This window comes from Streptomyces sp. CNQ329 (genome assembly GCF_000482585.1).
Window position 1 is genome coordinate 1 of the sequence record NZ_AXVU01000023.1, and the last position, 25268, is coordinate 25268.

Consider the following 25268-nt stretch of genomic DNA (forward strand, 5'->3'; position numbering starts at 1 on the left):
GATCTGGAAGCCCTGTGAGGGGTGGAGGTGACCGGTACTAATAGGCCGAGGGCTTGTCCATAGCTGCTTGCGTCCACTGTGCGGGTTCTGAAACAACAACCCGCCCACACCACACCAGTCGTGATCTGGGTGGGGTGGTGTGGGGGAGAGTTTCATAGTGTTTCGGTGGTCATAGCGTTGGGGAAACGCCCGGTCTCATTCCGAACCCGGAAGCTAAGCCCGACCGCGCCGATGGTACTGCACGGGGGACCGTGTGGGAGAGTAGGTCACCGCCGAACAATTTTTAGCTCAACCCCCGGACATCGTCCGGGGGTTGAGCCATTTCCAGACCCTCACACCCCCAGCGACAACCCCGGCCAGCGGCTCCGCGCCTGCTCCGGGGAGCGCATCGTGGCCAGGGTGGGCAGTCCCTCGCGGTCGCCTTCGGTGAGGAGGGCGGGGAGCTGGGCGAGGGGCGCGACTGCGGCGATGTCGTCGAGGACGAGGGTGAGTGGTGGGTCGAGCCGGCCGGTGGATGACCCTTCGGCCATGCGGCGGCCGTGCTCGACCACGTCTGCGGCGAGAGCGGTGAGCAGTGGCATCGCGCCCGGTCGGGACCGGGTGCCTTCGATGGCTTCACCCACCAGATAGAGCGTTCCCCCTTCGTCGATGAATGACTCCAGGACGAGCGAATCTGCTCGGGTGGGTTTCGAAGCGTTGCGGATATGGATCGATGACATGCCCTCCAGCGCCGTCACCACCAGCTCCGACGCCGCGTCCCGCCGCTCCGGATGGCCCGTCAGCGCCGACTCCAGCTCGCCGGCCGCGCCCGAGGCCGCTTCCGGGACCGAGCGGAGGATACCCACCGGTTCGTGGGCGCCCGTGCCCTGGGCCCAGCGGTGGACCTGGGCGAACGGGCGGGACGACACGGCGGCGGCGTGGAGCCAGCAGCCGAGCATCGTCTCCGCGGTGTCCGCCACGGTCGTGTCCGTGCGGTGCTGGGGACGTACCGGGAGCAGGAGGGCCGCCGCGCGGGCCGAGGCCGTGGAGCGGTCCTGGCAGCCGGTGGCCGGGGACCAGCGGAGGCGGTCCGGGGTGTCGCAGAGCTGGCCCGGGTCGTAGACGAGGACGGGGCCGAGCTTGGCGCGGGCGTCTTTGGTGTCCGCCCACAGGGCGGCGTCGGAGGTCACGACGAGTGCCGGGCCCTCCGCCCCCAGCAGCGTCTCCCGGGTGACGGCCACGGCCGTCGGGCTGCCCTTACGGAACACCAGCGGTCCCGCGTGTGCCGGCGGCACACCGGCCGGGGGCCGCGCCGGCCCCTGCCGCGGGATCCCCGGCAGGGGCTCCGTGGACGGTGCGGGCCGCGGCTGCCACTCCCGGGTCCGTTGCACAGGCGGTCGGGGCCGCCGGGCGGGCGCCGGGGGCTCCGTGTCCTCGTACCGGGAGCCCTCATACCGCGAGTTCTCGTACCGGTCCTCCAGACCGCCTGCCAGCGCCTCGTCTCCCGCCGCCGCCTTTCGCGCCGCCGCACGGCGTGCCCGCCAGCTCGCCAGCGTCGTCATCCCCACGAGCGTGAACGTCCCCAGCACCATCAACTGGCTGATGAACACGCCCCAGAACAGCCCCCACCCCGACAGGGACTCCCGCGGCGTGTCCGGCCAGGCGGCCGGCAGATCGTGCGGCTCCGCAACCAGCTCGCGCATCGCCAGCGGCGTCCGCGTGAACGTGACGCCGTCCGGCCACGCCCCGTGCGCCAGCAACCCGGACAGACCCGTCGCCGTCCATACCAGGATCGTCAGGCCCAGCAGGAAGGCCATGACGCCGAGGAGCAGGGCGTCGGGGATGCCCCCCTCCGGGCTGCCCTGGTCCCCGCCCCGGCTCCGTCCACCGCGACCCTGCGCCATCTCAGGCCACCGTCGATTCCTTCTCCATCACCACCGGACCGGTGTCGTCCGCCGCCTCCAGGGCCGGTACCGGGGCGGACTCCGTCATCGCCCGGTCGGTGAAGACCAGCGGCCGTTCGGCCTCGGTCACCAGGTGCTTGACGACCTGCACGTTGCCGTTGACGTCCCACACCGCGATGCCGGGCGTGAGCGTCGGGATGATCTCCACGGCCCAGCGCGGCAGCCCGAGGACCTTCCCGGTCGCGCGGGCCTCGTCGGCCTTCTGGGCGTAGATCGTGCGTGTCGACGCCATCTTGAGGATCGCCGCCGCCTCCCGTGCCGCCGCTCCGTCCACGACGTCCGACAGGTGGTGGACGACGGCGACGAAGGAGAGGCCCAGCCGGCGGCCGAACTTCAGCAGCCGCTGGAAGAGCTGGGCGACGAAGGGGGAGTTGATGATGTGCCATGCCTCTTCCACCAGGAAGATGCGCTTCTTGCGGTCGGGGCGGATCCAGGTGTGCTCCAGCCACACGCCGACGATCGCCATGAGGATCGGCATGGCGATCGAGTTCCGGTCGATGTGGGAGAGGTCGAAGATGATGAGCGGCGAGTCGAGGTCGATGCCGACGGTCGTCGGGCCGTCGAACATGCCGCGCAGGTCGCCGTCGACGAGGCGGTCGAGGACGAGGGCGACGTCCAGACCCCAGTTGCGGACGTCCTCGACGTCGACGTTCATGGCCTCGGCCGCGGTGGGGGCGGGGTGGCGGAGCTGCTCGACGATGTCGGTGAGCACCGGCTGGCGGTCGGTCACCGTCTCGTTGACGTACGCGTGGGCGACCTTGAGGGCGAAGCCCGAGCGCTCGTCGAGGCCGCTGCCGGTGGCGACCTCGATGATCGTACGGAGCAGGGCGAGCTGGCCGGTGGAGGTGATCGCCGGGTCGAGGGGGTTGAGGCGGATGCCCCTGTCGAGGGCGGCGAGGGGGTCGAGCCGGATGGGGGTGATGCCCAGCTCCTGCGCGATGAGCGCCCATTCGCCCTCGCCGTCCTCGCCCTGGGCGTCGAGCACGACGACCTGGCGGTCGCGGAAGCGCAGTTGGCGCAGGACGTAGGTCTTCTCCAGCGCGGACTTGCCGTTGCCGGACTCGCCGAGCACCAGCCAGTGCGGGGCCGGGAGCTGCTGGCCGTAGAGCTGGAAGGGGTCGTAGATGTAGCCCTTGCCGCTGTAGACCTCGCGGCCGATGATGACGCCGGAGTCACCCAGTCCGGGCGCCGCGGTGGGGAGATAGACGGCCTGCGCCTGCGCTGTGGAGGTGCGCACGGGCAGCCTCTGGGTCTCCGTCTTGCCGAAGACGAAGCCCGCGAAGGCGCGCGTCGCCAGATCGAGGAGGTCGGCCATGGGGGTCACCTGATCCCGGTCGCGAAGGGCGGCGTGTTCACGAAGGCGCGGTGGTGCGGTGTGCCCTTCCGGGCGGGGACCGGAGCGTGGGGTGACGGGCCGGCGCACCGCGGCGCGCGTACCGTCCCGTGGTGGAGCATCAACCGCTGAGCCATGGGTCACCTGATCCCGGTCGCGAAAGGCAGCGTGTTCACGAAGGCGCGGTGGTGCTCTCTGTCGCACCATTCCAGTTTCAGGTATGACTTCCCCGCCGAGGCACGGATCGTGCGCTTGTCGCGGGCGAGAGCCTCGGGGGAGCGGGCGGAGACCGTGAGATAGCCGACGAGGTTGACGCCGGCGGCGCCGGAGGCGAGGTCTTCGCCGCGCTGGTCGATGCGGTCGTGGTGGGCGATGTCCCGGGGGTCGACGACGCGGTTCATCTTGGCCTGCCGGGACGCCTCGGCGTCATCGTTCGTCTTCTCCGTCAGCATCCGCTCGATGGCCACTTCTGTGGGCTCCAGGTCCATGCATACGGCGACCGTGCGGATGACGTCCGGGGTGTGGACGAGCAGCGGGGCGAGGAAGTTGACGCCGACGGGGGTCATCGGCCACTCCTTCACCCACGCCGTGGCGTGGCACCAGGGGTCGCGGGTCGCCGACTCGCGGGTCTTGGCGCGCAGGAACTGCGGGTCCACGGCATCCAGCTCGGCGGGCCAGGCGTTGCGCTGGGTCATGGCCTGGATGTGGTCGATGGGGTGGTCCGGGTCGTACATGGAGTGCACGAGGGCCGAGAGGCGCGCGATGCCCAGCGGCTGCCGTACCCGGATGTCGGCCTCGGCGAGACGGGCGCAGATGTCTCCCAGCTCGCGGGACATGATGACGGCGATGCACTCGTCGCGGCTCTGCTTGGTCGCGCGGCCCATGACCGTGGCCTCCTGGCCGAGGTCGCGGGTGTAGGGCATGCAGGCGACGAGGTAGGCGCGGTGCTGCTCGGAGGAGGTCGAGACCATCGACTGGAGCTGGTCGTACGAGCCCTTTATCCACTGCGGTGCGCGCGGGTCGCCGCGCTGCGAGACGTCCTTGGCGTGCGCGTCGGGGTCGGCGGGCAGCGTACGGGCGAGCATCTGCAGGCGGCGTACGAAGCCGTCGCCGTTGGCGGCGTGCTTGAGAAGCGTGCCGAAGCGGTCGACGAGCGCCTCCTGGTCCTCGCTGTCGCGCAGGCCGACGCCGGGGCCTTCGATCTCGATGACGGCGGTGACGGTGCGGCGGTCGGCGTGCAGCAGGACGGCGATCTCGTCAGGGCCGAAGGGGGCGACCATCCAACTGATGCGGCCGATGCCGGGCGGCGTGCCGACGGCGACCTCCTCGCCGTTGAGGCGGGTGCCGGCTTCCTGGGCGCCGGAGCGGTAGACGGCGGCACCGCTGCGCAGGAGGCGGCGGTGGCTCCGGCTGATCTCGAACCAGCGGTAGAAGGTGCGGCCGCGGTACGGGACGTAGACGGCGGCGAGGGCGAGCATCGGGAAGCCCATGAGCAGCACGATGCGCAGCGACAGCACGGGGACGAGGAGGCCGCACATCATGCCGAGGAAGGCGCCGCCGATGATCAGGCCGATCTCGCCGGTCTCGCGGTTACGGCCGACGATGGCGTTGGGGCGGGCCTTGCCGATGAGGTATGTACGCCGGGGGGTGATCGCCGGTGTGTCGTGCGTGGTCACCGCAGGTCACCTCCTGCTTCCGGGCTGGTGGGCGGAGTGCGGGGGCGTGCCGCGGCCCCCTTGCGAGCCGGAGCCGGAGCCGGAGCCGCCGGAGCCGGGGCTGGCGGTGCGGGGCTTCGGCGGGGCGGACTGCTGCGGGCGCGTGCTGTGGGCGGCGACACCGCCCGCGACCGGGTTGGCGGGCTTGGCCGCGGAACGGGACTCGCCGGTGGCGCCCCCCGCGGGCCCCGACGACGAGGTACGGGAGCCGTGGGTCTTCATACCGGCGGTGACCAGGGCGGCGGGAGTGGCCATGACGGCGGACGCCGGGTTGGCGGAGGTGGAGCGGCGGCCCTGCTTGGCGGTCATGATCTCGTCGCCGAAGCCGGGCACGAAGCGGTAGATCATCGCGCTGGCGAAGATGGCGAGCAGGATGATCGCGAGGCCGGAGACCACGGCGGAGAAGGCGTCGGGCCCTTCCTCGGCGGAGAGGGCGCCGGCGAGGCCGAGGACGATCACGATGACCGGCTTCACGAGGATCACGGCGATCATGATCCCGGCCCAGCGGCGGACGTGGTGCCACATGTTCTTGTCGACGAGCCCGGCGTAGACGGCGGTGCCGAGGAGGGCGCCGACGTAGAGGAGGGCGGCGCGGATGACGAGCTCCAGCCAGAGCACGCCTGCGGCGAGCACCGAGACGAGGGAGACGACGATGAGCATGATCGGCCCGCCGCCGATGTCCTCGCCCTTCTTGAGCGCCTCGGAGAAGCCGCCGAAGAAGGTGTCGGTGTTGGACGACGTACCGGAGGCGATGGCTTCGGTGACGGAGTCGGTGGCGGTGACGAGGGTGTAGAGGACGAGGGGGGTGAAGGCGGAGGCGAGGACGGTGAGCCAGAGGAAGCCGATGGCCTCGCCGAGTGCTTCGCCGAGGGGGACGCCGCGGATGGCGCGCTTGGCGACGGCGAGGAGCCAGAGCGTGAGGGTGAGGATGGTGGAGGCGGCGAAGACGACGGCGTACTGGCGCAGGAAGGTGGCGTTGGTGAAGTCGACGGTGGTCGTGGAGGTGACGGCGTCGGAGAGCTTGTCGATGGTCCAGGCGGCGGCTTCGGCACAACCCTTGGCAAGCGAGGACAGGGGGTCGACGGACTCGGTGACATCGCCGGGCGATTTGGGTGCGGACCGGCCGCCTTCGTCTTCCTTCTCGCAGTAGTCCCGGGCCGGGCCGATGAGGCTGTCGCACGCGCCGCCGCCGTCGTCCTGCGCCGGTACGGCGCCGAGGGCGCGGGGGGCGGCGAGCATGAGAGAGGCCTGCGCGCCCGCGAGCAGGGCGAGGGCTGAGGCGACGCGACGCCGCGGGCTACCGGGCATAGGTGAAGCCTCCGAACTGCTCGACGGCGTCCTCGATCTGCTCGTCGGTCGCCGCCGGTACATCACCGGGGACGGGGGCGGGGCCCCGCTTCTGGGAGTCGGCGGCGATCTTCCAGTCGCCGCCCGACCACTGGAGTTCGAAGGTCCAGGTGTGCCAGGTGGTGCGTACGGGCACGTCCGAGTCGGGGCCTGCCAGGCCGATCATGCCGGTGTACCAGACGGCCACGGTGGCCACTCCGTCCTCGTACTCCTTGACGGTCGTGCCGATCGGGACGGTCCGGGAGATGAAGGTCATGCCGGAGGGGGGCTCGCCCTCGGCGTCGAGCCCGAGGTTGGCGAGGAAGTCTTCCGAGTACGCGGCGTCCATGCCGGTCTTGGTCTTCTCCGCCAGGTCCGGTGTGTACAGCGCGTCGACCAGCTTGTGGCGGCCTTCGGGCGTGAACATCTGGTCGCCGCCGAGCGCGACGGCATAGTTCGCCGCCGCCGACTGGGCGCCCTGCGGGGATCGGGGGAAGCCCGAGGGGATGCCGTTGGTGGAGTTCTTGACCGGGGCGTCGCCCGTGGGGGAGGTGGGTTGGGCTTTGGTGTCGGGGTTGGCGGTGGATTCGGGGTCGTCCTGGGTGGTGCCGCCGCGGTTGGCGAAGGCGATGGCGGCGATCAGGAGCACCACGACGCCCACGACGGTGACCATCGCGCGGGAGGGCGAGACGCGGCCGCCGCGGCGCGGGGCCCCGTAGCGGGCGTCGTTGTCGCCCTCGGCGAAGCGGGTGCGGGTGCCGGGTTCGGGGGTGGCGTAGTCGACGTAGTCGTCGTCGTGGCTCATGCCGGGTCACCCCCTTCCGAGCGCCGGTGCTGCGTTGCCCCGGCGTGCCGTAGGCACAAGAAGGTAGCGGTGCGCCGTCCGACGGCGCACAGGGGTCCCCGGGCCGCGGCCGGGGGGTGGTCGCCTCCCGGGCCGCAGGCTCGGGCGACGTCCCGTCGCCGTGTGCCGCACCGCCGTTCGCCGTACGCCTGGCCCTGAAGTCACGGCCCGGCCTACACCGCCATTCCGTACACGATCGTGAACACGGTGCCGAGGGAGCCGATGATGAACACTCCCGTCAGTCCCGCCACGATCAGCCCTTTGCCTTGTTCTGCGCTGAACGTGTCGCGCAGCGCGGTCGCGCCGATGCGCTGCTTGGCCGCGCCCCAGATCGCGATGCCCAGGCAGAGCAGGATCGCGACCGCCATGACCACTTCGATCATCACGCGCGCTTCTTGGCCCAGGCTTCCGAAGGGACCCCAGTCAGGGGCGATACCGCCGATGATGGTGTTGATGTCGCCCTTGTCGGCTGCCAGGAACATGTCGTAACTCACCGCCCCATGCGCTGTGTTGCCGTCCGGGGTGGACGGCAGGAGTCATCGTCCATCCTCTCTGATGATGCCCGCGTCAGAGTCGATTTGGCGTCAACCGCGTGGATTTCACAAGGGTGTTCGGCGCTCTCCGCCGACTTTCCTGTGTGTATCACGTTAGGTGACTATGGGCAACGCTGCGTGCCTGCGGGGTCGGGGAGACGGTCGGGTTGTCCGACCTACGGCGCATCGGAGTATGTGAAGAGTGGGTGTCGCGGTGACGGGGGTCGGGCGGGCGTCGTTGGGGATTTGACTCAAACCGGCCGTAGGGAAGGCGGCGGATGTGTTCGAAGGGATGACGGTCGTGTCGGGCGTCGTGGTGCTCGTCGGCGCGGTCAGCGGCGTCGGGGCGTCCCCGCACGGGGCCGCCGTGCCGGTGGCGGCGGAGGTGGCCGAAGTGGCCGAGGGCGCGGGGGCGGCCGAGGCCGCGCAGCCGTCGGAGGCGCCGGTCGCCGCCTGACGCGGGCGGAGGTCCGGTGGCCGTACGGGCACCGGACCTCCGCCCGGCCGCCCTACACCGGCTGGCCGATGGGGCGCATGACGACCGTGTTGACGTCGACCCCCTCCGGCTGGTTCAGCGCCCAGACGATCGACTCGGCGACCTGGTCGGACGTCATCATCTCCATGCCCTCCGGTGCCCCGCCCCTGCCGTCCCAGAAGGCGCTGTCGGTGCGGCCGGGGGCGACGAGCGTGACGCCGATGCCGTCGCCGGTCACCATGCGGCGGGTGTTCTCCGCCAGGCCCGTCATGGCCCACTTGGTGATGCCGTAGATGTTGCCCGGGCCGTAGATGAAGCCCGCGACGCTGCCGACGATGACGATCCGCCCGCGCGTCTCGCGCAGTGCCGCCAGCGAGCTGCGGATGAGCAGCGCCGGGCCCAGGACGTTGGTGAGCACCATGTCGCGCCAGCCCGCGGGGTCACCGCTGCCGAGGTCGTCGTGGGTGGCGAAGCCGGCGTTGGCGACGACGGCGTCGAGCCGGCCGAACGCCGTGAGCGTCGCCTGCACCGCGTCGTCGACCGCCTCGTGGTCGGAGGCGTCGCCGGGCAGGGTCAGCAGCTCCGCCGGGTCGCCGGCGTCCTCGGCGAAGCGGCGCAGCCGGTCGGCGCGGCGGCCGGTGACGGCGACGCGACCGCCGCGGGCGAGGAGCTGACGGGCGGCGGCGGCGCCGATGCCGCTGCCGCCGCCGGTGATCAGGGTGACGGGCGAGTCGTGGGTCATGGCGGACGGGCCTCCGGGTGCCGTTCTGGGTCGGACGGGGTGAGTGCACCACTTGGAGTGTTCTCTAAGTCAACACCCCAGGTGGGGACGGGCGGAGGTGGTCGTCCGGTGCCTGCGGCGGTGGTGCTGGTGCCACCCCCGGTCCGGCGGCCGGCACCAGTGATCACCTGGCGTACGGCCACGAGGGTGGAGCCCACCACGCCACGACACAGGGAGACTGCCATGGACCGCTCCCGAACCGCCGCCCGCCGCGCCGGTGCCGTCGCGCCCGTCGCCGCCGCCCACGGCGCCGGGGGCGCCCCCGATCCCGTACAGAGCCGTCTGGACGCCCTACGGGATCGATCCGACCGACCCCGAGGCCGGCGTCACGGACGTGACCGAGCCGCCCGGCCACGAGTTCGGCGCCTCCGGAGGTCTCGTGACCTCGCCCGGGGACCAGAACACCTTCTGCAAGGCCCTCTTCGGAGGCAGGCTGCTGCCCGGCCGGGCGCTGCGGGCGATGACGCACGACACCACCGACGTCGGCGGCCAGGACACCTACCCGGAGGGCAGCCGGTACGGCTACGGCGTCGCGTCCTTCCCGCTGAGCTTCGGCGGCACGTACTGGGGCCACGGCGGAGACCTGCCGGGCGACTCCGTCGCCGGCGGGTGGGCCGGCCGGGGGCGGGGGACGGTGCCCGTCTACCCCACCACCTGGGCCGCCGAGGGCGGCCGGCTGGCGGATCTCCAGGGGGCGGCCGACGCGGCGCTGTGCGCGAAGGACCGTCCGGAAAAGGGGCGTTGAGAGCGCATCCGGCCGGGAACGGGCAGACAGCCGGAGCCCGATGAGGGATGGTTGAGGAGTGCGCAAGCTCTGGCTCTTCGTGGCGCTGGGGTCGGGGATGGCCCTGTCGTTCCTGGCCCTGCTCGTCGTCGGCACGTACACCGCCGCGTCCGGACTCGCCGGCCGCGGCGTCGGTCTTGCGAAGGGCGCGGTGCCCGCGACGTACCAGTCGCTGGTCCAGCAGTGGGGCAACCTCTGCCCCGCCCTCAACCCGGCCCTGCTCGCCGCGCAGTTGTACCAGGAGAGCGGCTGGGACCCCAACGCGGTCAGCCCCGCCGACGCCCGCGGCATCGCCCAGTTCATGCCGGGCACCTGGGCCACCCACGGCATCGACGCCAACGGGGACGGCAAGCGCGACATCAACGACCCCGAGGACGCCATCCCTTCGGCGGCCACGTACGACTGCAAGCTCGCCGGCTACGTCGAGGACGTGCCCGGCGATCCGACCGACAACATGCTCGCGGCGTACAACGCGGGGCCGTACGCCGTCATCAAGTACAACGGCGTGCCCCCCTACCGCGAGACGCAGAACTACGTGCAGGTCATCAGCGCCCTGGAGCAGAGCTTCGCCGCCCCCGCCTCCCGCGTCTCGCCCTCGAAGCAGGCCGCCGGCGCCATCCACTATGCGCAGGACAAGCTCGGCACGCCCTACCGGTGGGGCGGCGACGGCACGCCGGAGGACGGCGGCCGGTTCGACTGTTCGGGGCTGACGAAGGCGGCGTACGCCTCGGTGGGCATCGAGCTGCCGCGGGTGGCGAACGATCAGTGGAACGCCGGGCCGCACCCGGGCAGGGACGAACTGCTCCCCGGTGACCTGGTGTTCTTTGCGTATGACATGAACGATTCGCGCTCCATCCACCATGTCGGCCTCTATGTAGGGGGCGGTTACATGATCGACGCCCCTTACACCGGGGCCGTGATCCGTTTCGATCCGATCGACTCACCGGACTACTTCGGCGCCACGCGGGTCACGGAGGCCGGCGCCGAGGCGCTGCCGAAGCGCTGACGTGCGGGGGCCGCGGCGCGCGGGCGCCGTAGCGGCCACACGGACGGTCACTCTTCGATAACCTCCCGGTGATCTTTCGGTCGCAGACGGAACGCAGGCCGTCGCGGCGCCGTTGCAAAGGGCGGGCGGCACCGTTGCAATAGGAAAGACGGCAGCCGCCGGTCAGCGGGAAACGGGTGGGGAGAGGAGCCGAGTGGACATGCGTTCGCTGCACCTGGCGGGGGCACCCCCGAGCGGGTCGAACGCCGACGTTTCCGTGCTGTACGACATCAACGGCATCGCGGACTCCACGCCGCCCTGGTTCGACCGCGGGGCGGCGTTTCTCGGCGAGTACGGGCTGATGGGGCTGCTCGGCGTGCTGCTGGTCGTGTGCTGGTGGCGAGTGCGCCGGCGTGCGGGTGCGCTGCCGGCCGTGGCCGCGCTCCTGTGGGGGCCGCTGGCGGGGGCGCTCGCGTGGGTGGCGAACATGCCGATCCGCGCGATCGTGGAGCGCCCGCGGCCGTTCCGGGAGCATGAGGGCCTGGAGGTCCTGCTGCCGGGCACGACCGGGTACTCGTTCGTCAGCGACCACACCTCGGTCGCCATGGCGCTGGCCGTCGGCATTTTCATGGCGAGCAGGCGGTACGGGCTCGCGGCGCTGGCACTCGCGCTGCTGGAGGGGCTCAGCCGGGTCTACCTGGGCGTGCACTACCCGTCGGACGTCGTCGGCGGGATCGCGCTCGGCACGTCGGTGGCTTTGCTGCTGGCGCCCGTGGCGACGGCCGCGCTGGTGCCGCTGGTGCGGCGGGCGCCGGAGTGGCTCGTCGGCGATCCGGAGGAGCCGGAGGCGGGGCACGACCCGGCGTCCGGGCCGGGCGCCGTACCGGCGCCGCGGACGGAGCCTCTGGACCGCGGCGAAGGCGGCCGGGACGGCGACGAGTTGGCGGCGTAGCCGGTACGGCAGGGGGCGGCAGCTGCGGAGGCCGGCGCGAGGGCGTACGGAAGCACGCGCCACCGCGCGCGCGAACCAATGCGCCCCCCGCAGTGCTCAGCGCCCCCGTGCCGCCACCGCCTACACCGCCTGGTCGAAGTCGAACAGCCGGTCGGGGTCGTACCGCTTCTTCACCTTCGCCAGCCGCTCGGCCGCCGGCCCGTAGTACGCGCCGCGCCACTTCCGCAGATCCGGATCCGCGTAGTTCTGGTACGCCGCCCCCGAGGCGTACGTCCGCATCTCCGTGTACGTGTCCGCGAGCCACCGTTCGCCGGGACCGCCGTCCTCGTCCTCGCTCCACGACGAGATGTACTGCGCGAGCACCCGGGAACCGCGGTGCACGAACGCCGTGTCCGCCACCGGCACCCGGTTCACCGCCCCGCCCAGCGCCGTGAGGATGAACAGCGCGTCCGCCGCCCGCGACGCCTTCTCCGCCCGGTCCAGCAGCGTGCCGATGCCGCCGGCGCTCAGCGGCTCGTCGTAGAAGTCGGAGCGCGCCGCGAACGTGTCGCGCTGCAGGATGCCGCGCGCGTTGCGGCCCGGCACGCTGCCCTGCAGCCGGCACTGCTCGCGGTCGGCCTGCGCGCAGCCCGCGTACGTGCGCATGGCGTGGATGTACGTCTGCGGGCCGATGGAGACGTCCTCGGCGGGCCCCGGGCCGCCGGCCTGGTCGGCGAGGAGATCGACGGCGGCGTGCATGTCGTCCTCGGTTCCCAGCGACAGCGCCGCCACCGAGATCGTCGGCTCGCCGCCGCGGGTGTTGCCGAAGTGGACGGCGGACCACAGCTCGTCGGGCTGGTCGGGCCCCCACTGCTGCCACGTGGTCAGCAGCGCCTCGGCCTTGGACCACGGCCACACCATGTTCGCGGCGACGACGTCCGCGGCCTCGCGGGTGTCGTAGCGCAGCTCGGTGACGATGCCGAAGTTGCCGCCGCCGGCGCCGCGCAGCGCCCAGAACAGGTCCTTGTTCTCCTCCGCCGAGCACTCGACGGTCCTGCCGTCCGCGGTGACGACCGTCGCGCCGGTGAGGTGGTCGCAGGTGAGACCGTACGCGCGCGAGACCACCCCGTGCCCGCCGCCGAGGGTGAGTCCCGCCATGCCGACGGTGGCGCAGGAGCCGGCGGGTATGGTCCGGCCGCGGACGGCGAGGGCCTCGTAGACGTCGATGGTGCGCGCCCCGGCGCCGACGGTCGCGGTGTCGGAGTCGGCCTCGACGCCGGAGAGTGCGGAGACGTCGACGACGAGGCGGCCGTTGCCGCTGGAGAATCCGGCGTAGGAGTGGCCACCGCTGCGTACGGCGACGGGGACGCCGGCCGCGCGGGCGAAGCGCAGGCACTCGGCGGCGTCCTCGGCGTGGTCGACGTAGGCGACGGCGGCGGGGCGCAGGTCGTCGAAGCGGGTGTTGTACTGCTGGGCGGCGATTCTGTAGTCGTCGTGCCCGGGGAGGATCAGGCGGCCGGCGAGGGACGCCGCGAGCGCGGGCCAGTCGGGCGGGCCGGTGGTCGTGCCGCCGCCCGAGCCGCTGGGTTTCGGGTCGGGCTTCCCGCCGTCGTCGTCGCCCGAGCAGCCGGCGACGCCGGCGGCGCCCACGCCTGCGGCCGTGGCGAGGGCGGTACGGAGCACTGTGCGCCTGTCCATTCGCACAGCACAGCGCATTGTGCCCGCCCTTCGCTACCCCCAAGTAGCAAAGCCTGGGCCGTGCGTACCCCTCAGCAGGCCCCGTCCGGCGCCGGCAGGTGGTCCGCGGCGTCCGCGCGGGCGCGGGAGCGGGCGCGGCGGGCCGGCCCGGTCCAGCCGCAGGTGCAGCGGGCGTACGTGAAGGCGCCCTGCTCCGCGGTCGAGGTGCGGTGACTCCCGTCGCGGTACGGGCGGTCGTCGGCACCCGCGCCGTCCTCGCCCCGCCCCTCGCCGGGTCCGTCGCTGAGCACGCGGTCACGGTACCGCGGTGGGACAGACCGTGACGGTGCCCCCTCCACCTCGTTAAGCGAACCGGAGAAACCACCGGCCGGGGGTAGCGAGAGATGGCGGCTGAGCAGCGGCGGACCGGAACGACCGGAACCGCGCCCGCACGTCCCGGCGCCTCCCCCGCGGCAAGGCCGGCGGTCGCCCTCGCGCTCCTCGCGGCGCTCGCCGCGGCGGCCGTGTCCGCCACCGCCGGCTGCTCGGGCCGCGGCGCCGCGGCCGACGGACACCCGGGCGGCGACCCGCTCACCGCCGTGCAGCGCGCCGCCGACGCGCTCGCCGGGGCGGGCAGTTCCCGGGCGCGTACGGCGATGGAGATGACCAGCGGCGGCACCCGGGTCACCGTCAGCGGAGACGGCGCGTTCGACTATGCGGGGCGGCGCGGCCTGCTGCGCGTGGTGCTGCCGCAGGCGGAGGAGGAGCCGATCACGGAGCTGTACGTGGGCGGCGAGCTGTACATGAAGAACCGCGGCGGCGGCGTTCCCGCCGACAAGTGGCTCCGCGTCGACACGGCCCGGCTCTCCGACGGCAACCTCGTCACCAACGGCGCCACCGACCCGCTGACCGCCGCCGAACTGCTGCGCGGCGCCCGCGAGGTGCGGTATGTGGGCAAGGAGCGGGTCGGCGACAGTGTCGTCCACCACTACGAGGGCACGGCGGACCTCGGCCGCGCCGCCCGCGTGGCGTCCCCGTACGCGCGCGGGGCGCTGGCCGCCGCGGCGGACGGGTTCGTCCAGGACGCGGTGGTCTTCGACGCGTATCTGGACGAGGCGGGCCGGCCGCGCCGGGTGCGGCACGAGTTCGCGCTGTCCGGCGGCTCACCGGTGCGGGTGGCCTCGACCGTCGAAACCTACGACTTCGGGGCGCCGGCCGAGGTGACCCTCCCCGCGGAGCACGACATCTACGCCGGAACGGTTCACCATGTCGGCCAACAGTCCGCTTCCTAGAGGCAGTTGATTCCGGCCGTTTGCGCGGGCGCGTCGGGATTCGCCCGGGAAAGCCGGGGCCGGAAATGGTCCGGACGTGTCATGCGCGGACTGTGCGGCGCTCCCTACGCTGATCGGTGAGCCCGGCTGCCGGCGGGTGTGCAAGGGGAAGTGGGGTGATTGCACGTGGGTCGGGGGTCGGCCGTCCAGGACCATGTGGCTCTCGCCGAAATCGAGTTGTGCGGTGAATTGATCATCGCGGCGACGAGCGCACCGGAAGAGCGCCTGAGCGAGGACCGCATCGACGAAGTGCTGAGGGTGGAAGCCGCGCGGCGCGGCTCCGAGCGGGACCGCAGGTGCGGTCGGCGGGAGATCACGCCCTAGCGCGGCGGCACGCGGCGCGCAGATACGCAGCACAGGGGCACGGCGGCACGGCGGCACGGCGGCACGGGGACCGCGCGGCACGGGGACCGCGCGGCACGGTGTCCCCCCGGCGCGGGGCACGTCGCGGAGGCACATCACCGAGGGGGACGCGGCCGGACCGGCCGCGGACGCTGCGCGCGGCTCACGTACGCGCAGCAGCGGCGGCCGTCCGCCCGGCGTTACGCGCGCAGCATCCGGGCGATCGCGGCGGTGGCCTCCTCGACCTTCGCGTCGATCTCGTCACCGCCCCGGGCGGCGGCGTCGGCGACGCAGTGCCGCAGGTGCTCCTCCAGCAGTTGCAGCGCGAAGGACTGCAGCGCCTTCGTGCTGGCGGAGACCTGGGTGAGTATGTCGATGCAGTAGACGTCCTCTTCGACCATCCGCTGCAGACCGCGGACCTGGCCCTCGATCCGGCGGAGTCGTTTGAGATGGGCCTCTTTGTCCTTGCTGTAGCCGTGCGGGCCGGCGCCCGGCGCCGTCTCGACGGCGGTCGTCGCTCCCGTGGTGTCGGTCACGTGCCCGTCCTTCCGTTGTCCGTGCCTCGATCCGCCCGGCGCGTATCGCTGTGTGTGCGTCCACCGTATGCGAACTGTGCCGTATATACCCTCAGGGGGTATATACTACCGCCTTCGTGGCATTCTGTCCTGCGGCTGTTCTGCGGAGAGGGTTCGCTCCGCGGGTACGCCTCGCCTAGCATCATCACGACCTATTCGCCGATATTCGCAGCACTGAGGATCACCACGTGCGATTTCGTCTGACCCCCAGGGAGACGAGCTTCTACGATATGTTCGCGGCCTCCGCCGACAACATCGTGACGGGCTCGAAGCTCCTGATGGAACTGCTCGGGGCGGACTCCTCCGCCCGGGCCGAGATCGCCGAACGGATGCGCGCTGCGGAGCACGCCGGCGACGACGCCACCCACGCCATCCTCCACCAGCTCAACGCCTCGTTCATCACGCCCTTCGACCGCGAGGACATCTACCGGCTGGCCAGCTCCCTCGACGACGTCATGGACTTCATGGAGGAGGCTGTCGACCTCGTCGTCCTCTACCAGATCGAGGAGCTGCCGCGGGGCGTGGAGCAGCAGATCGAGGTGCTCGCCCGGGCCGCCGAGCTGACCGCCGAGGCGATGCCCAACCTCCGCACGCTCAACCACCTGCCGGAGTTCTGGATCGAGGTCAACCGGCTGGAGAACCAGGCCGACCAGATCCACCGCAAGCTGCTCGCGCACCTCTTCAACGGCAAGTACGACGCCATCGAGGTGCTCAAGCTCAAGCAGATCGTCGATGTCCTGGAAGAGGCCGCCGACGCCTTCGAGAAGGTCGCGAACACCGTGGAAACCATCGCGGTCAAGGAGTCCTGAGCCCGGTGGACACCTTCGCGCTTGTCGTCACGATCGGTGTTGCGCTCTTCTTCACGTACACCAACGGCTTCCACGACTCCGCCAACGCGATCGCGACCTCCGTCTCCACCCGCGCCCTGACGCCGCGCGCCGCGCTGCTCATGGCCGCGGTGATGAACTTCGCCGGCGCCTTCCTCGGCAGCGGCGTCGCCAAGACGGTGAGCGAAGGGCTGATCGAGACCCCGCACGGCACGCACGGGATGTGGATCCTGTTCGCCGCCCTGGTCGGGGCGATCACGTGGAACATGATCACGTGGTACTTCGGGCTGCCGTCGTCGTCCTCGCACGCGCTCTTCGGCGGCATGGTCGGCGCGGCGCTGGCGGCGTCGTCCACGGTGTTCTGGTCGGGGGTGCTGGAGAAGGTCGTCATCCCGATGTTCGTCTCGCCGATAATCGGCCTGTGCGTCGGCTATCTGGTGATGTGCGCCATCCTGTGGATGTTCCGTCGCTCCACCCCGCGCCGCGCGCAGCGCGGCTTCCGGGTGGCGCAGACCGTCTCGGCGGCGGCGATGGCGCTCGGGCACGGGCTGCAGGACGCACAGAAGACGATGGGCATCGTGGTGATGGCGCTGGTCATCGCGGACGTGGAGGACGAGGGCGACGCCATCCCGTGGTGGGTGAAGGTGGTGTGCGCGCTGATGCTGTCGCTCGGTACGTACGCGGGCGGCTGGCGCATCATGCGGACGCTCGGGCGCCGCATCATCGACCTCCAGCCCCCACAGGGGTTCGCCGCGGAGACGACGGCGGCGGGGATCATGTACTCGGCGTCGTTCATGTTCCACGCGCCGATCTCGACCACCCACGTGATCACCTCGGCGATCATGGGCGTCGGCGCGACGAAGCGGGTCAAGGCCGTGCGGTGGGGGGTGGCGAAGAACATCGTGATGGGATGGTTCGTCACGATGCCGGCCGCGGCGGGGGTGGCGGCGGTGGTCTACTGGCTGGTGCATCTGGCCTTCGAGTAGCGCCGAAGCGTTTCTCCTCCGGCCGCGGGCCCCGCGGCCCTCAGCCGAAGCGGCCCGAGATGTAGTCCTCCGTCGCCTTCTTCTCGGGGTTGGAGAAGATCTTGTCGGTGTCGCCGGCCTCGATGAGCCGGCCCGGCTCCCCGACCTCCGACAGGTTGAAGAACGCCGTACGGTCCGACACCCGCGCCGCCTGCTGCATGTTGTGCGTGACGATCACGATCGTGAACCGCTCCTTCAGGTCGGCCATCAGGTCCTCGATGGCGACGGTCGAGACCGGGTCGAGGGCCGAGCAGGGCTCGTCCATGAGGAGCACCTGCGGTTCGACGGCGATGGCGCGGGCGATGCACAGCCGCTGCTGCTGGCCGCCGGACAGACCCGAACCGGGACCGCGGAGCCGGTCCTTGACCTCGTTCCACAGGTTCGCGCCGCGCAGGGACCTCTCCACCACGTCGTCCAGCTCGGACTTCCGGTAGCGGGCGTTGAGCCTCAGCCCCGCGGCCACGTTCTCATACACGCTCATCGTCGGGAACGGATTCGGCCGCTGGAAGACCATGCCCACCACCCGGCGCACCCCGACCGGGTCGACGCCCGGTCCGTACAGGTCGTCGCCGTCGAGGCGCACCTCGCCCTCGACGCGCGCACCGGGGGTGACCTCGTGCATGCGGTTGAGGGTGCGCAGGAGGGTGGACTTGCCGCAGCCGGACGGACCGATGAAGGCGGTCACGGACGTGGGCTCGACGGTCATCGAGATGCCGTCGATCGCCTTGAAGCCGCCGTAGTAGGCGGTCAGGTCGCCGATGTCGATGCGCTTGGCCATGGGGCTGGAATCTCTTTCGTGGGTGGTCGTCAGCGGCCGGTCTTCGGGGCCTTGAAGCGGGCGATCAGGCGGGCGATCAGGTTGAGGAACATGACGAAGACGATGAGCACCAGGGCGGCGGCCCAGGCGCGGTCGAAGGAGGCGTTGTTGCCGTTGGCCCACTGCTCGTAGATGGAGAGCGGAAGCGACGCCTGGGCGCCGTCGAAGGGGTTGTCGTTGATGGCGGGGTTGCCGAAGACGAGCAGCAGCAGGGGAGCCGTCTCGCCGGTGATGCGGGCGACGGCGAGCATGACGCCGGTGGTGATGCCGCCGACGGAGGTGGGCAGGACGACCTTGAGGATCGTCTTCCACTGCGGTACGCCCAGGGCGTACGACGCCTCGCGCAGCTCGCTCGGGACGAGCTTCAGCATCTCCTCGGTGGAGCGCACGACGATCGGCATCATCAGGATGGCCAGCGCGAAGGAGCCGGCGAGGCCGGAGTAGCCGAAGCCCAGACCCATGATCCAGAGGCTCAGGACGAAGAGGCCGGCGACGATCGACGGGATGCCCGTCATGACGTCCACGAAGAACGTCACGGCCTTCGCCAGCGCCCCCCGGCCGTACTCCACCAGGTACACGGCGGTCAGCAGCCCGATCGGGGTGGCGATCACCGTGGCCAGAGCGACCTGCTGGACGGTGCCGAGGAGGGCGTGGTATATGCCGCCGCCGGGGGCGATTGCGACCACGCCGTTCATGGAGTGGGTCAGGAAGTAGGAGTCGAGGACCTTGACGCCCTGCCGGAGGGTCTCCCGGATCAGCGCCGCCAGGGGGATGACGGCCAGCAGAAAGGTTCCCCACACGAGCGACGTCGCCAGTCGGTCCTTCGCCTTGCGCGCGCCCTCCACACGCGCCGAGACGCCGTACAGCCCGGCCACGAAGAGCAGCGCGGCGATCAGCCCCCACTGCACCCGGCTGTCCAGCCCCGCGCCCAGCCCGACGGCCACCGCCGCCGCCACCGCCGCGGCGGCGGTGGCCACGGGCACCCAGCGGGGCAGACGCGGCTGGTGGATGGCGAAGGGGTCGGGGCGGTCCACCAGGCTCCCGGGGGGGCTCATGTGTCTCCCCGGCTCATGCGCTTCTCCGCCCGCGCGGCGGGAGGTGCGGTCGAGGCCGTCGGGTGCGGCTGGGCAGCCACGCGTGCGTCGCTCATGCGTGGGCCCCCGAGTACTCCTTGCGGCGCGCGATGATCAGCCGGGCGGCGCCGTTGACCAGCAGCGTGATGACGAACAGCACCAGGCCGGAGGCGATCAGAGCGTCCCGCCCGAACTCCCCGGCCTCCTTGAACGCCGAGGCGATGTTCTGCGCGAACGTCCCGCCCCCGGGCTCCAGGACCTTCGCCGACAGCAGCGCCGACGGCGACAGCACCGTGGCCACCGCCATCGTCTCGCCGAGCGCCCGCCCCAGGCCCAGCATCGAGGCCGAGATGACGCCGGAGCGCCCGAAGGGGAGCACCGACATCCGGATGAGCTCCCAGCGCGTGGCCCCCAGCGCCAGCGCCGCCTCCTGGTGCGTCTGCGGCGCCTGCCGGAAGACCTCGCGGCTGACGTTGGTGATGATCGGCAGGATCATGATCGCCAGCAGGATGCCGGCGGTCATCAGGGAGCGCGGCGCGCTGCCGTCGAACGAGAAGACGACGGTCCAGCCCAGGAGGTCGTCCAGCCACTCGTAGGGGCCGATGAGGTGCGGCACGAGGTACAGGGCGCCCCACAGGCCGTAGACGATCGAGGGCACGGCGGCCAGCAGGTCGATGACGTACGCGAGGGGCGCCGCGACGCTGCGCGGCGCGTAGTGGGTGAGGAACAGCGCGACGCCCACCGCGATCGGGACCGCGATGACCATGGCGATGACCGACGAGACGACCGTGCCGAAGGCCAGCACCGCGATGCCGAAGACCGGCGGGTCGGCGTTGGCGTCCCACTGGAAGGTGGTGAGGAAGTTGCCCTCGTTCCTGGCGAGGGCGAGCGCGGCGCGGTAGCCGAGGAAGGCCGCGATCGCGCCCATGATCACCAGGAGGGTGATCCCGGAGCCCTTCGACAGGCCGGCGAAGACGCGGTCGCCGAGCCGGGTGCCGGCCGTGCGGCGGTCCTTCCCCTGCGGCGCCTGCGGCGGTGGCGGGGCGGGGGTGCGTATGCCGGTGTCGGTACGCACGGGCGGCCCCTCGCCGGGGTGGGGCGGCGGCGCGGGGGCGTGCGCCTGTCGTCCCGGCGGCGGTGCACCGGATGAGGGAACCGCGCCCTCCGGGCCCCCGCGCAGGTCGGCGTGGGGGCTGCGGGGGTCCGGGGCGGCGGTCAGGAGAGTGACTCCACGGTCGTACGGACCTTCCCTGCGATCTCGGCGGGCAGCGGGGCGTAGCCGAGCCGGCTCAACTGGGACTGGCCGGCCTCGCTGGCGGTGTATCCGAGGAAAGACTTCACCTTGTCCAGATTGTCCCTGTTGTTGCCGGTGTCGCAGACGATCTCGTAGGTCAGGAGGGTCAGGGGGTAGGCGCCGTCGGCGTCGGTGGTGTAGTCGAGCTGCATCGCCAGGTCCTCACCGGTGCCGATGATCTTGGACATGGCGATGGCCTTCGAGGAGTTCTCGCTGGTGGCCTCGACGGGCTCGGAGGCGCCGGTGTCCAGCTTCACGGTGCGGATGTCGTTCGCGGTGGCGTAGGACAGCTCGAAGTACGAGAGGGCGCCGTCGGTCTGCATCACCTGCGAGGAGACCCCGGAGGAGCCGTCCGCGGCCTGCCCGCCCTGGACGGGCCACTTCTTGCCGGGCTGGTGCGGCCAGGTGTCCTGCGCGACGGCTGCCAGGTACTGGGTGAAGTTGTCGGTGGTGCCCGACTCGTCGGAGCGGTGCACCGGCTGGATCTTGGTGTCCGGCAGGTCCGTGCCGCGGTTGAGGTCGGCGATGGCCGGGTCGTCCCAAGTGGTGATCGCGCCGGCGAAGATCTGGCCGAGGACGTCCGCGTCGAGAACGAGATCGTCGACGCCCTCGACGTGGTAGCCGATGGCGATCGGTCCGCCGAGCATCGGGACGTCGATCGCCTCGCCGCCCTTGCAGACCTTCTTCGACGCCTGCACCTCCTCGGGCGTGAGCGCCGTGTCGGAGCCGGCGAAACCGGTCTTGCCCTGCAGGAACTCCTCGATGCCGGCCCCGGAGCCGGTCGCCTTGTAGTTGACGGTGATGTCCGGGCACAGGCCCTGGAAGTCGCTCACCCACTGGTCCATGGCGTTCTTCTGCGCGGAGGAGCCCGACGCGAGCAGCTCGCCCGAGCCGGAGCACCTCACGTCCCCGCGGGCGGCCTGGGCGCCGCCGTTCGCGGGGCCGGATCCGCCGGTGTTGTCGTCCGACCCGCAGGCGCCGAGGGCGAGGGCGCCGGCGAGGGCGAGCGAACCGGCGGCGGCGGTCCGCAGCCGGGTGGTGCGGGGAAGCTTCACGGTGGGGTCCTTTGCGGTTCTTGCGGTACTCGTGCGAGACCTCTTCCTCAGGTATGCGCGTTCGCATCCGTCTCGCCTGCGCTGATTCACCTTTCATTGCCGAAGTTAGGCGGAACAGGTGAATCGATTCGGCGTCCGAAGTGAACGAAAAGTGAACCTCGTCCCTCGTTCGGGGGAGCGGCCCGCCTTCGCGGCCCCCGTCGCCCTTCCCGCCGGGCCGGGCGGGTCCCCTACGGGTGCCCCCGTAACCGGTTCCGGTGGCCGCGCGCTCCCGCTCGGCCGCGTGGGCACGTACGGTGAAGAGATGACGAGCATCGGTGGTGCGGAGATGGTCGACTGGAATCTCGCGGTTGCGACCGCGACGCGGCTCGCGCGGCCGGGGCCCGAGGTGAGCCGGGACGAGGCACGCGCCATCGTCGGCGAGCTGCGGGCGCACGCCCGGTCGGCCGAGGAGCACGTACGCGAGTTCTCCCGGATGTATCCCGACGGCGCCGACCCCCGCCACGACACCCCGGTCCTCGTCGTCGACCGGCCCGGCTGGATCAAGGCGAACGTCGCGGGCTTCCGCGCCGTCCTCGCACCGCTGCTGGAGAAGATGGACAAGCGCCGCTCCGGCCTGCCCGGCGGGGCCGTCCTGGGCGCCGTCGGCGGCAAGGTCACCGGCGTCGAGCTGGGCATGCTGCTGTCGTTCCTGTCCTCCCGCGTCCTCGGGCAGTACGAGACCTTCGCACCCGCCACCCGCGACCTGCCCGGCGGCCCGGCCGCCCACGCCGGCTCCGAGGGCGGCGGCGCGGGCCAGGGCCGGCTGCTGCTCGTCGCGCCGAACATCGTCCACGTCGAGCGCGAGCTGGAGGTCGCCCCGCACGACTTCCGGCTGTGGGTCTGCATCCACGAGGAGACCCACCGCACGCAGTTCACCGCCGTCCCGTGGCTGCGTGACCACCTGCAGGGCGAGATCCAGTCGTTCCTGGGTGAGACCGAGATCGACCCGGCCACCCTGCTGGACCGCGTACGCGAAGCGCTGCAGAGCCTCAGCGGCAGCCGGGAGGAGGGCGGCGAGGAGCAGCGCAGCATCGTCGAGGTCGTCCAGTCCCCGGCGCAGCGGGAGATCCTGGGGCGGCTGACCGCGGTGATGTCCCTGCTGGAGGGGCACGCCGACTACGTGATGGACGGCGTGGGCCCGCAGGTCGTGCCGTCGGTCACGGAGATCCGGGAGAAGTTCACCAAGCGCCGCCAGGCCGGCGCGGGCCGGCTGGACCAGGCGCTGCGGAGGCTGCTGGGCCTGGACGCCAAGCTCCGCCAGTACCGCGACGGCGAGCGCTTCGTACGGCACGTGGTCGACCAGGTCGGCATGGACGGCTTCAACCGGGTGTGGACCTCGCCCAACACCCTGCCGACCAAGTCGGAGATCGCCAAACCGGCGGACTGGATCGCGCGGGTGCACAGCCGCGCCGAGAGCTGACCACCGCCCCCGCGGTTCCCGTGGCGGCGATATTCGCGCGACTTTCACCCGTCCGAGGGAGCGAACCCGGCATTGCCCGCGTGCAATGCTCGGTTGGCCGCTCTCCTCTGTCACCATCGACGCACTGACAGTGACGGTTCCGGAGGTGAGCCCGAGCGAGCTCTTCCGCCGCCAGCGAAAGTGAAGTGAAAGCCATGGGTCCCCATCCAGCGGTCGCCGCGATACGTCTGGCCGTGCGTCACGTTCTGCACGACGTCCTGACCGAATGCGCGACAGCACAGGCTCCCCCCACCCACACGGCCCCCCAGGCCCTCACGGCGTCTCCCGCGGCCCCCACGGCCGCGGTCCCCCCACCGGTCCCGCCCGCCCGCCTCGCGGGCACGGCCCCCCTTGTCCTCGTCGCCTGCTCCGGCGGCGCCGACTCCATGGCACTGGCCTCCGCCCTGGCCTTCGAAGCCCCCCGCCAGGGCGCCCGCGCCGGCGGCATCACCATCGACCACGGCCTCCAGCACGGCTCCGATCTGCGGGCGCAGGAGGTCGTCGGCCGGCTGCGCGCCCTCGGCCTGGACCCCGTCGAGTCCGTGCGCGTGGACGTCGGCCGAGGCGGCGGCCCCGAGGCCGCCGCCCGCGACGCCCGCTACGCGGCGCTGGACGAGGCCGCACAGCGCCTCGGGGCCGCCGCCGTGCTCCTCGGGCACACCCGTGACGACCAGGCGGAGACCGTGCTGCTGGCGCTCGCCCGCGGCTCCGGCGTGCGCTCGCTGTCCGGCATGGCCGCCACCTCCGGACCCGCCGGTCGCTACCGCCGCCCGTTCCTGCAGATCGACCGCCAGGTCGCCCGTAAGGCGTGCATGGCCCAGTCCCTGCCCGTCTGGGACGATCCGCACAACGTCGACCCCGCCTACACCCGCTCCCGCGTCCGCCACGAGGCGCTGCCGGTGCTGGAGAAGGCCCTCGGCCGCGGCGTCGTCGCCTCCCTGGCCCGTACCGCCCGGCTCTCCCGCGACGACGCCGACGCCCTGGACGCCTGGGCCGCCGACGCCGAGCGCGGGGTACGGGACGCCGACGGCGGCCTCGACGTCCGCGGGCTGTACGCGCTGCCGCCCGCCGTCCGCCGGCGCATCCTGCGCCGTGCCGCCCTCGCGGCCGGCTCCCCGGCCGGGTCCCTCTTCAGCCGGCACGTCGAGGAGATGGACAAGCTCATCACCGGCTGGCGCGGGCAGAGCGCCCTCAATCTCCCCGGGCGGGTGTCCGCCCGGCGCGAACAGGGCCGGCTCGTCGTCCGGCGGGAGGAGTGAGGGCCCGTACGCCGCGTATCCCGCCGGTGCTCCGGCCGGCCGGCGGGACCGTACCCGCCCCGGCCGGGGGCCGGTCGGGGCCGGGACGTGCGGAGAACGTGTCCTACGCGCTCCTGACCGGCGGGAGAACGGATGGCAGACTGTTCGCTCGGCAGTGGTCGTCGAACGAACGAGAGTGACCCCGGGTGGATGTGAAGGACATGGGCGCGGACCTTGAGAAAGTGCTCATCACCAAGGAAGAGATCGACGCCAAGCTCGCCGAGACGGCCGCGAAGATCGATGCGGAGTATGCCGGCAAGAACCTCCTGATCGTCGGGGTGCTGAAGGGCGCCGTGATGGTCATGGCGGATCTCGCCCGCACGCTCACCACGCCGGTGACGATGGACTGGATGGCCGTGTCCTCCTACGGCGCGGGCACCCAGTCCTCCGGCGTCGTGCGGATCCTGAAGGACCTCGACACCGACATCCAGGACCGGCACGTGCTGATCGTCGAGGACATCATCGACTCCGGCCTCACGCTCTCCTGGCTGCTGTCGAACCTCGGCTCCCGGCAGCCGGCCTCGCTGCGGGTCTTCACGCTGCTGCGCAAGCCGGAGGCGGCCAAGGTGCCCATCGACGTGGACTGGGTGGGCTTCGACATCCCCAACGAGTTCGTCGTCGGCTACGGCCTCGACTACGCGGAGAAGTACCGGAACCTGCCCTTCGTCGGCACCCTCGCACCGCACGTGTACGGTGGCTGACGCAGTCCGCGGCTCTTTGTGCGCGGACTGAGCAGCAGCCCGCCGCCGCCCCCCGGGTGGCCGGACGCGGGCCGGGCGGGTCCCGCCCTGGGAACACCGGGG

25 protein-coding genes and 1 rRNA gene are annotated in these 25268 nt (G+C 71.8%); 12 read left to right on the forward strand and 14 right to left on the reverse strand.

The annotated features are described in order from the left end of the window. Positions 1 to 161 precede the first annotated feature (161 nt). Positions 162 to 278, forward strand: a 5S ribosomal RNA gene (gene rrf / locus I003_RS0116970). Positions 279 to 332: 54 nt separating this feature from the next. On the opposite strand, the gene I003_RS0116975 is transcribed toward rrf, so the two are convergent. The 6 genes from I003_RS0116975 to I003_RS0117000 form a co-directional block, all read right to left on the reverse strand. Further along, positions 333 to 1883, reverse strand: a complete 1551-nt coding sequence (locus I003_RS0116975) for a hypothetical protein (protein ID WP_027772600.1) — start codon at positions 1881 to 1883, stop codon at positions 333 to 335. 1 nt (position 1884) lies between these two features. Next, positions 1885 to 3258 carry an ATP-binding protein gene (locus tag I003_RS0116980; protein WP_027772601.1) on the reverse strand — a complete coding sequence of 458 codons (1374 nt, stop codon included), beginning with the start codon at positions 3256 to 3258 and terminating at the stop codon, positions 1885 to 1887. A gap of 158 nt (positions 3259 to 3416) precedes the next feature. Next, entirely contained in the window at positions 3417 to 4952 is a 1536-nt protein-coding gene (locus I003_RS0116985) for an SCO6880 family protein (protein ID WP_027772602.1), read from the reverse strand. Between the two features lie 6 nt (positions 4953 to 4958). Continuing rightward, positions 4959 to 6299, reverse strand: coding sequence for a hypothetical protein (locus tag I003_RS0116990; RefSeq protein WP_027772603.1), 1341 nt, complete (start codon positions 6297 to 6299; stop codon positions 4959 to 4961). Further along, on the reverse strand, positions 6289 to 7122 hold the full coding sequence (locus I003_RS0116995; RefSeq protein WP_027772604.1) for a DUF8175 domain-containg protein: 834 nt from the start codon (positions 7120 to 7122) through the stop codon (positions 6289 to 6291). The genes I003_RS0116990 and I003_RS0116995 overlap by 11 nt, the downstream gene beginning before the upstream one ends. Before the next feature lie 212 nt (positions 7123 to 7334). Beyond that, positions 7335 to 7643, reverse strand: coding sequence for a hypothetical protein (locus I003_RS0117000; protein ID WP_018840935.1), 309 nt, complete (start codon positions 7641 to 7643; stop codon positions 7335 to 7337). Positions 7644 to 7986: 343 nt separating this feature from the next. On the opposite strand from I003_RS0117000, the gene I003_RS36470 reads away from it, so the two are divergent. Then, entirely contained in the window at positions 7987 to 8151 is a 165-nt protein-coding gene (locus tag I003_RS36470; RefSeq protein ID WP_199784313.1) for a hypothetical protein, read from the forward strand. Between the two features lie 52 nt (positions 8152 to 8203). Here the strand turns inward: I003_RS36470 and I003_RS0117010 are convergent, their stop codons facing one another. Then, positions 8204 to 8911 carry an SDR family NAD(P)-dependent oxidoreductase gene (locus tag I003_RS0117010; protein WP_027772605.1) on the reverse strand — a complete coding sequence of 236 codons (708 nt, stop codon included), beginning with the start codon at positions 8909 to 8911 and terminating at the stop codon, positions 8204 to 8206. A gap of 373 nt (positions 8912 to 9284) precedes the next feature. Between I003_RS0117010 and I003_RS0117015 the strand changes: the two genes are divergently transcribed. The 3 genes from I003_RS0117015 to I003_RS0117025 all read left to right on the forward strand — a co-directional run bounded on the left by I003_RS0117015 (position 9285) and on the right by I003_RS0117025 (position 11671). Further along, entirely contained in the window at positions 9285 to 9695 is a 411-nt protein-coding gene (locus I003_RS0117015) for a hypothetical protein (protein ID WP_486584260.1), read from the forward strand. Between the two features lie 58 nt (positions 9696 to 9753). Then, complete coding sequence (locus I003_RS0117020) at positions 9754 to 10740, forward strand: bifunctional lytic transglycosylase/C40 family peptidase (protein ID WP_027772607.1); 987 nt, start codon at positions 9754 to 9756, stop codon at positions 10738 to 10740. A 193-nt stretch (positions 10741 to 10933) separates the two neighbouring features. Beyond that, a complete protein-coding gene (locus tag I003_RS0117025; protein ID WP_051368303.1) occupies positions 10934 to 11671 on the forward strand; it encodes a phosphatase PAP2 family protein in 738 nt (245 codons plus the stop codon). Positions 11672 to 11791: 120 nt separating this feature from the next. Here the strand turns inward: I003_RS0117025 and I003_RS0117030 are convergent, their stop codons facing one another. Together I003_RS0117030 and I003_RS0117035 are read right to left on the reverse strand one after the other, a co-directional pair. Then, on the reverse strand, positions 11792 to 13348 hold the full coding sequence (locus tag I003_RS0117030; RefSeq protein WP_486584261.1) for an FAD-binding oxidoreductase: 1557 nt from the start codon (positions 13346 to 13348) through the stop codon (positions 11792 to 11794). Between the two features lie 71 nt (positions 13349 to 13419). Further along, entirely contained in the window at positions 13420 to 13638 is a 219-nt protein-coding gene (locus I003_RS0117035) for a hypothetical protein (protein ID WP_027772610.1), read from the reverse strand. Positions 13639 to 13731: 93 nt separating this feature from the next. On the opposite strand from I003_RS0117035, the gene I003_RS0117040 reads away from it, so the two are divergent. Continuing rightward, complete coding sequence (locus tag I003_RS0117040; protein ID WP_027772611.1) at positions 13732 to 14619, forward strand: SCO4651 family lipoprotein; 888 nt, start codon at positions 13732 to 13734, stop codon at positions 14617 to 14619. 159 nt (positions 14620 to 14778) lie between these two features. Further along, positions 14779 to 14982, forward strand: coding sequence for a hypothetical protein (locus tag I003_RS0117045; RefSeq protein ID WP_078564111.1), 204 nt, complete (start codon positions 14779 to 14781; stop codon positions 14980 to 14982). A gap of 218 nt (positions 14983 to 15200) precedes the next feature. On the opposite strand, the gene I003_RS0117050 is transcribed toward I003_RS0117045, so the two are convergent. Beyond that, complete coding sequence (locus tag I003_RS0117050; protein WP_027772613.1) at positions 15201 to 15536, reverse strand: metal-sensitive transcriptional regulator; 336 nt, start codon at positions 15534 to 15536, stop codon at positions 15201 to 15203. A gap of 227 nt (positions 15537 to 15763) precedes the next feature. Between I003_RS0117050 and I003_RS0117055 the strand changes: the two genes are divergently transcribed. Further along, positions 15764 to 16384 carry a DUF47 domain-containing protein gene (locus I003_RS0117055; protein WP_026276740.1) on the forward strand — a complete coding sequence of 207 codons (621 nt, stop codon included), beginning with the start codon at positions 15764 to 15766 and terminating at the stop codon, positions 16382 to 16384. 5 nt (positions 16385 to 16389) lie between these two features. Beyond that, positions 16390 to 17388, forward strand: coding sequence for an inorganic phosphate transporter (locus I003_RS0117060; RefSeq protein WP_027772614.1), 999 nt, complete (start codon positions 16390 to 16392; stop codon positions 17386 to 17388). 40 nt (positions 17389 to 17428) lie between these two features. Here the strand turns inward: I003_RS0117060 and pstB are convergent, their stop codons facing one another. From pstB to pstS, 4 genes are all read right to left on the reverse strand, one after another. Beyond that, entirely contained in the window at positions 17429 to 18205 is a 777-nt protein-coding gene (pstB, locus tag I003_RS0117065; RefSeq protein ID WP_027772615.1) for a phosphate ABC transporter ATP-binding protein PstB, read from the reverse strand. A 29-nt stretch (positions 18206 to 18234) separates the two neighbouring features. Continuing rightward, entirely contained in the window at positions 18235 to 19299 is a 1065-nt protein-coding gene (gene pstA / locus I003_RS0117070; RefSeq protein WP_027772616.1) for a phosphate ABC transporter permease PstA, read from the reverse strand. A gap of 91 nt (positions 19300 to 19390) precedes the next feature. Then, positions 19391 to 20392 (reverse strand): phosphate ABC transporter permease subunit PstC, encoded by a 1002-nt coding sequence (pstC, locus tag I003_RS0117075; RefSeq protein WP_027772617.1) that lies wholly within the window; start codon positions 20390 to 20392, stop codon positions 19391 to 19393. 140 nt (positions 20393 to 20532) lie between these two features. Then, on the reverse strand, positions 20533 to 21666 hold the full coding sequence (gene pstS / locus I003_RS0117080; protein WP_027772618.1) for a phosphate ABC transporter substrate-binding protein PstS: 1134 nt from the start codon (positions 21664 to 21666) through the stop codon (positions 20533 to 20535). 304 nt (positions 21667 to 21970) lie between these two features. Between pstS and I003_RS0117085 the strand changes: the two genes are divergently transcribed. From I003_RS0117085 to hpt, 3 genes are all read left to right on the forward strand, one after another. Continuing rightward, positions 21971 to 23128 (forward strand): zinc-dependent metalloprotease, encoded by a 1158-nt coding sequence (locus I003_RS0117085; protein WP_027772619.1) that lies wholly within the window; start codon positions 21971 to 21973, stop codon positions 23126 to 23128. Between the two features lie 194 nt (positions 23129 to 23322). Further along, positions 23323 to 24426 carry a tRNA lysidine(34) synthetase TilS gene (tilS, locus tag I003_RS0117090; RefSeq protein ID WP_027772620.1) on the forward strand — a complete coding sequence of 368 codons (1104 nt, stop codon included), beginning with the start codon at positions 23323 to 23325 and terminating at the stop codon, positions 24424 to 24426. 200 nt (positions 24427 to 24626) lie between these two features. Then, the gene (gene hpt, locus I003_RS0117095; RefSeq protein WP_037721063.1) at positions 24627 to 25166 is read left to right on the forward strand and encodes a hypoxanthine phosphoribosyltransferase; all 540 of its coding nucleotides are present in this window, start codon (positions 24627 to 24629) and stop codon (positions 25164 to 25166) included. The last annotated feature ends 102 nt before the right edge of the window (positions 25167 to 25268 follow it).

Bases quoted from the DNA above. Each gene is read 5' to 3' on its own strand.
- pstB (WP_027772615.1), bottom strand. From the start codon at position 18,205: ATGGCCAAGCGCATCGACATCGGCGACCTGACCGCCTACTACGGCGGC.
- I003_RS0117010 (WP_027772605.1), bottom strand. From the start codon at position 8,911: ATGACCCACGACTCGCCCGTCACCCTGATCACCGGCGGCGGCAGCGGC.
- I003_RS0117085 (WP_027772619.1), top strand. From the start codon at position 21,971: ATGACGAGCATCGGTGGTGCGGAGATGGTCGACTGGAATCTCGCGGTT.
- I003_RS0116990 (WP_027772603.1), bottom strand. From the start codon at position 6,299: ATGCCCGGTAGCCCGCGGCGTCGCGTCGCCTCAGCCCTCGCCCTGCTC.
- I003_RS0116980 (WP_027772601.1), bottom strand. From the start codon at position 3,258: ATGGCCGACCTCCTCGATCTGGCGACGCGCGCCTTCGCGGGCTTCGTC.
- hpt (WP_037721063.1), top strand. From the start codon at position 24,627: ATGGGCGCGGACCTTGAGAAAGTGCTCATCACCAAGGAAGAGATCGAC.
- I003_RS36470 (WP_199784313.1), top strand. From the start codon at position 7,987: ATGACGGTCGTGTCGGGCGTCGTGGTGCTCGTCGGCGCGGTCAGCGGC.
- pstA (WP_027772616.1), bottom strand. From the start codon at position 19,299: ATGAGCCCCCCCGGGAGCCTGGTGGACCGCCCCGACCCCTTCGCCATC.
- I003_RS0117000 (WP_018840935.1), bottom strand. From the start codon at position 7,643: ATGTTCCTGGCAGCCGACAAGGGCGACATCAACACCATCATCGGCGGT.
- I003_RS0116995 (WP_027772604.1), bottom strand. From the start codon at position 7,122: ATGAGCCACGACGACGACTACGTCGACTACGCCACCCCCGAACCCGGC.
- tilS (WP_027772620.1), top strand. From the start codon at position 23,323: ATGGGTCCCCATCCAGCGGTCGCCGCGATACGTCTGGCCGTGCGTCAC.
- I003_RS0117040 (WP_027772611.1), top strand. From the start codon at position 13,732: ATGGCGGCTGAGCAGCGGCGGACCGGAACGACCGGAACCGCGCCCGCA.
- I003_RS0117030 (WP_486584261.1), bottom strand. From the start codon at position 13,348: ATGGACAGGCGCACAGTGCTCCGTACCGCCCTCGCCACGGCCGCAGGC.
- I003_RS0116975 (WP_027772600.1), bottom strand. From the start codon at position 1,883: ATGGCGCAGGGTCGCGGTGGACGGAGCCGGGGCGGGGACCAGGGCAGC.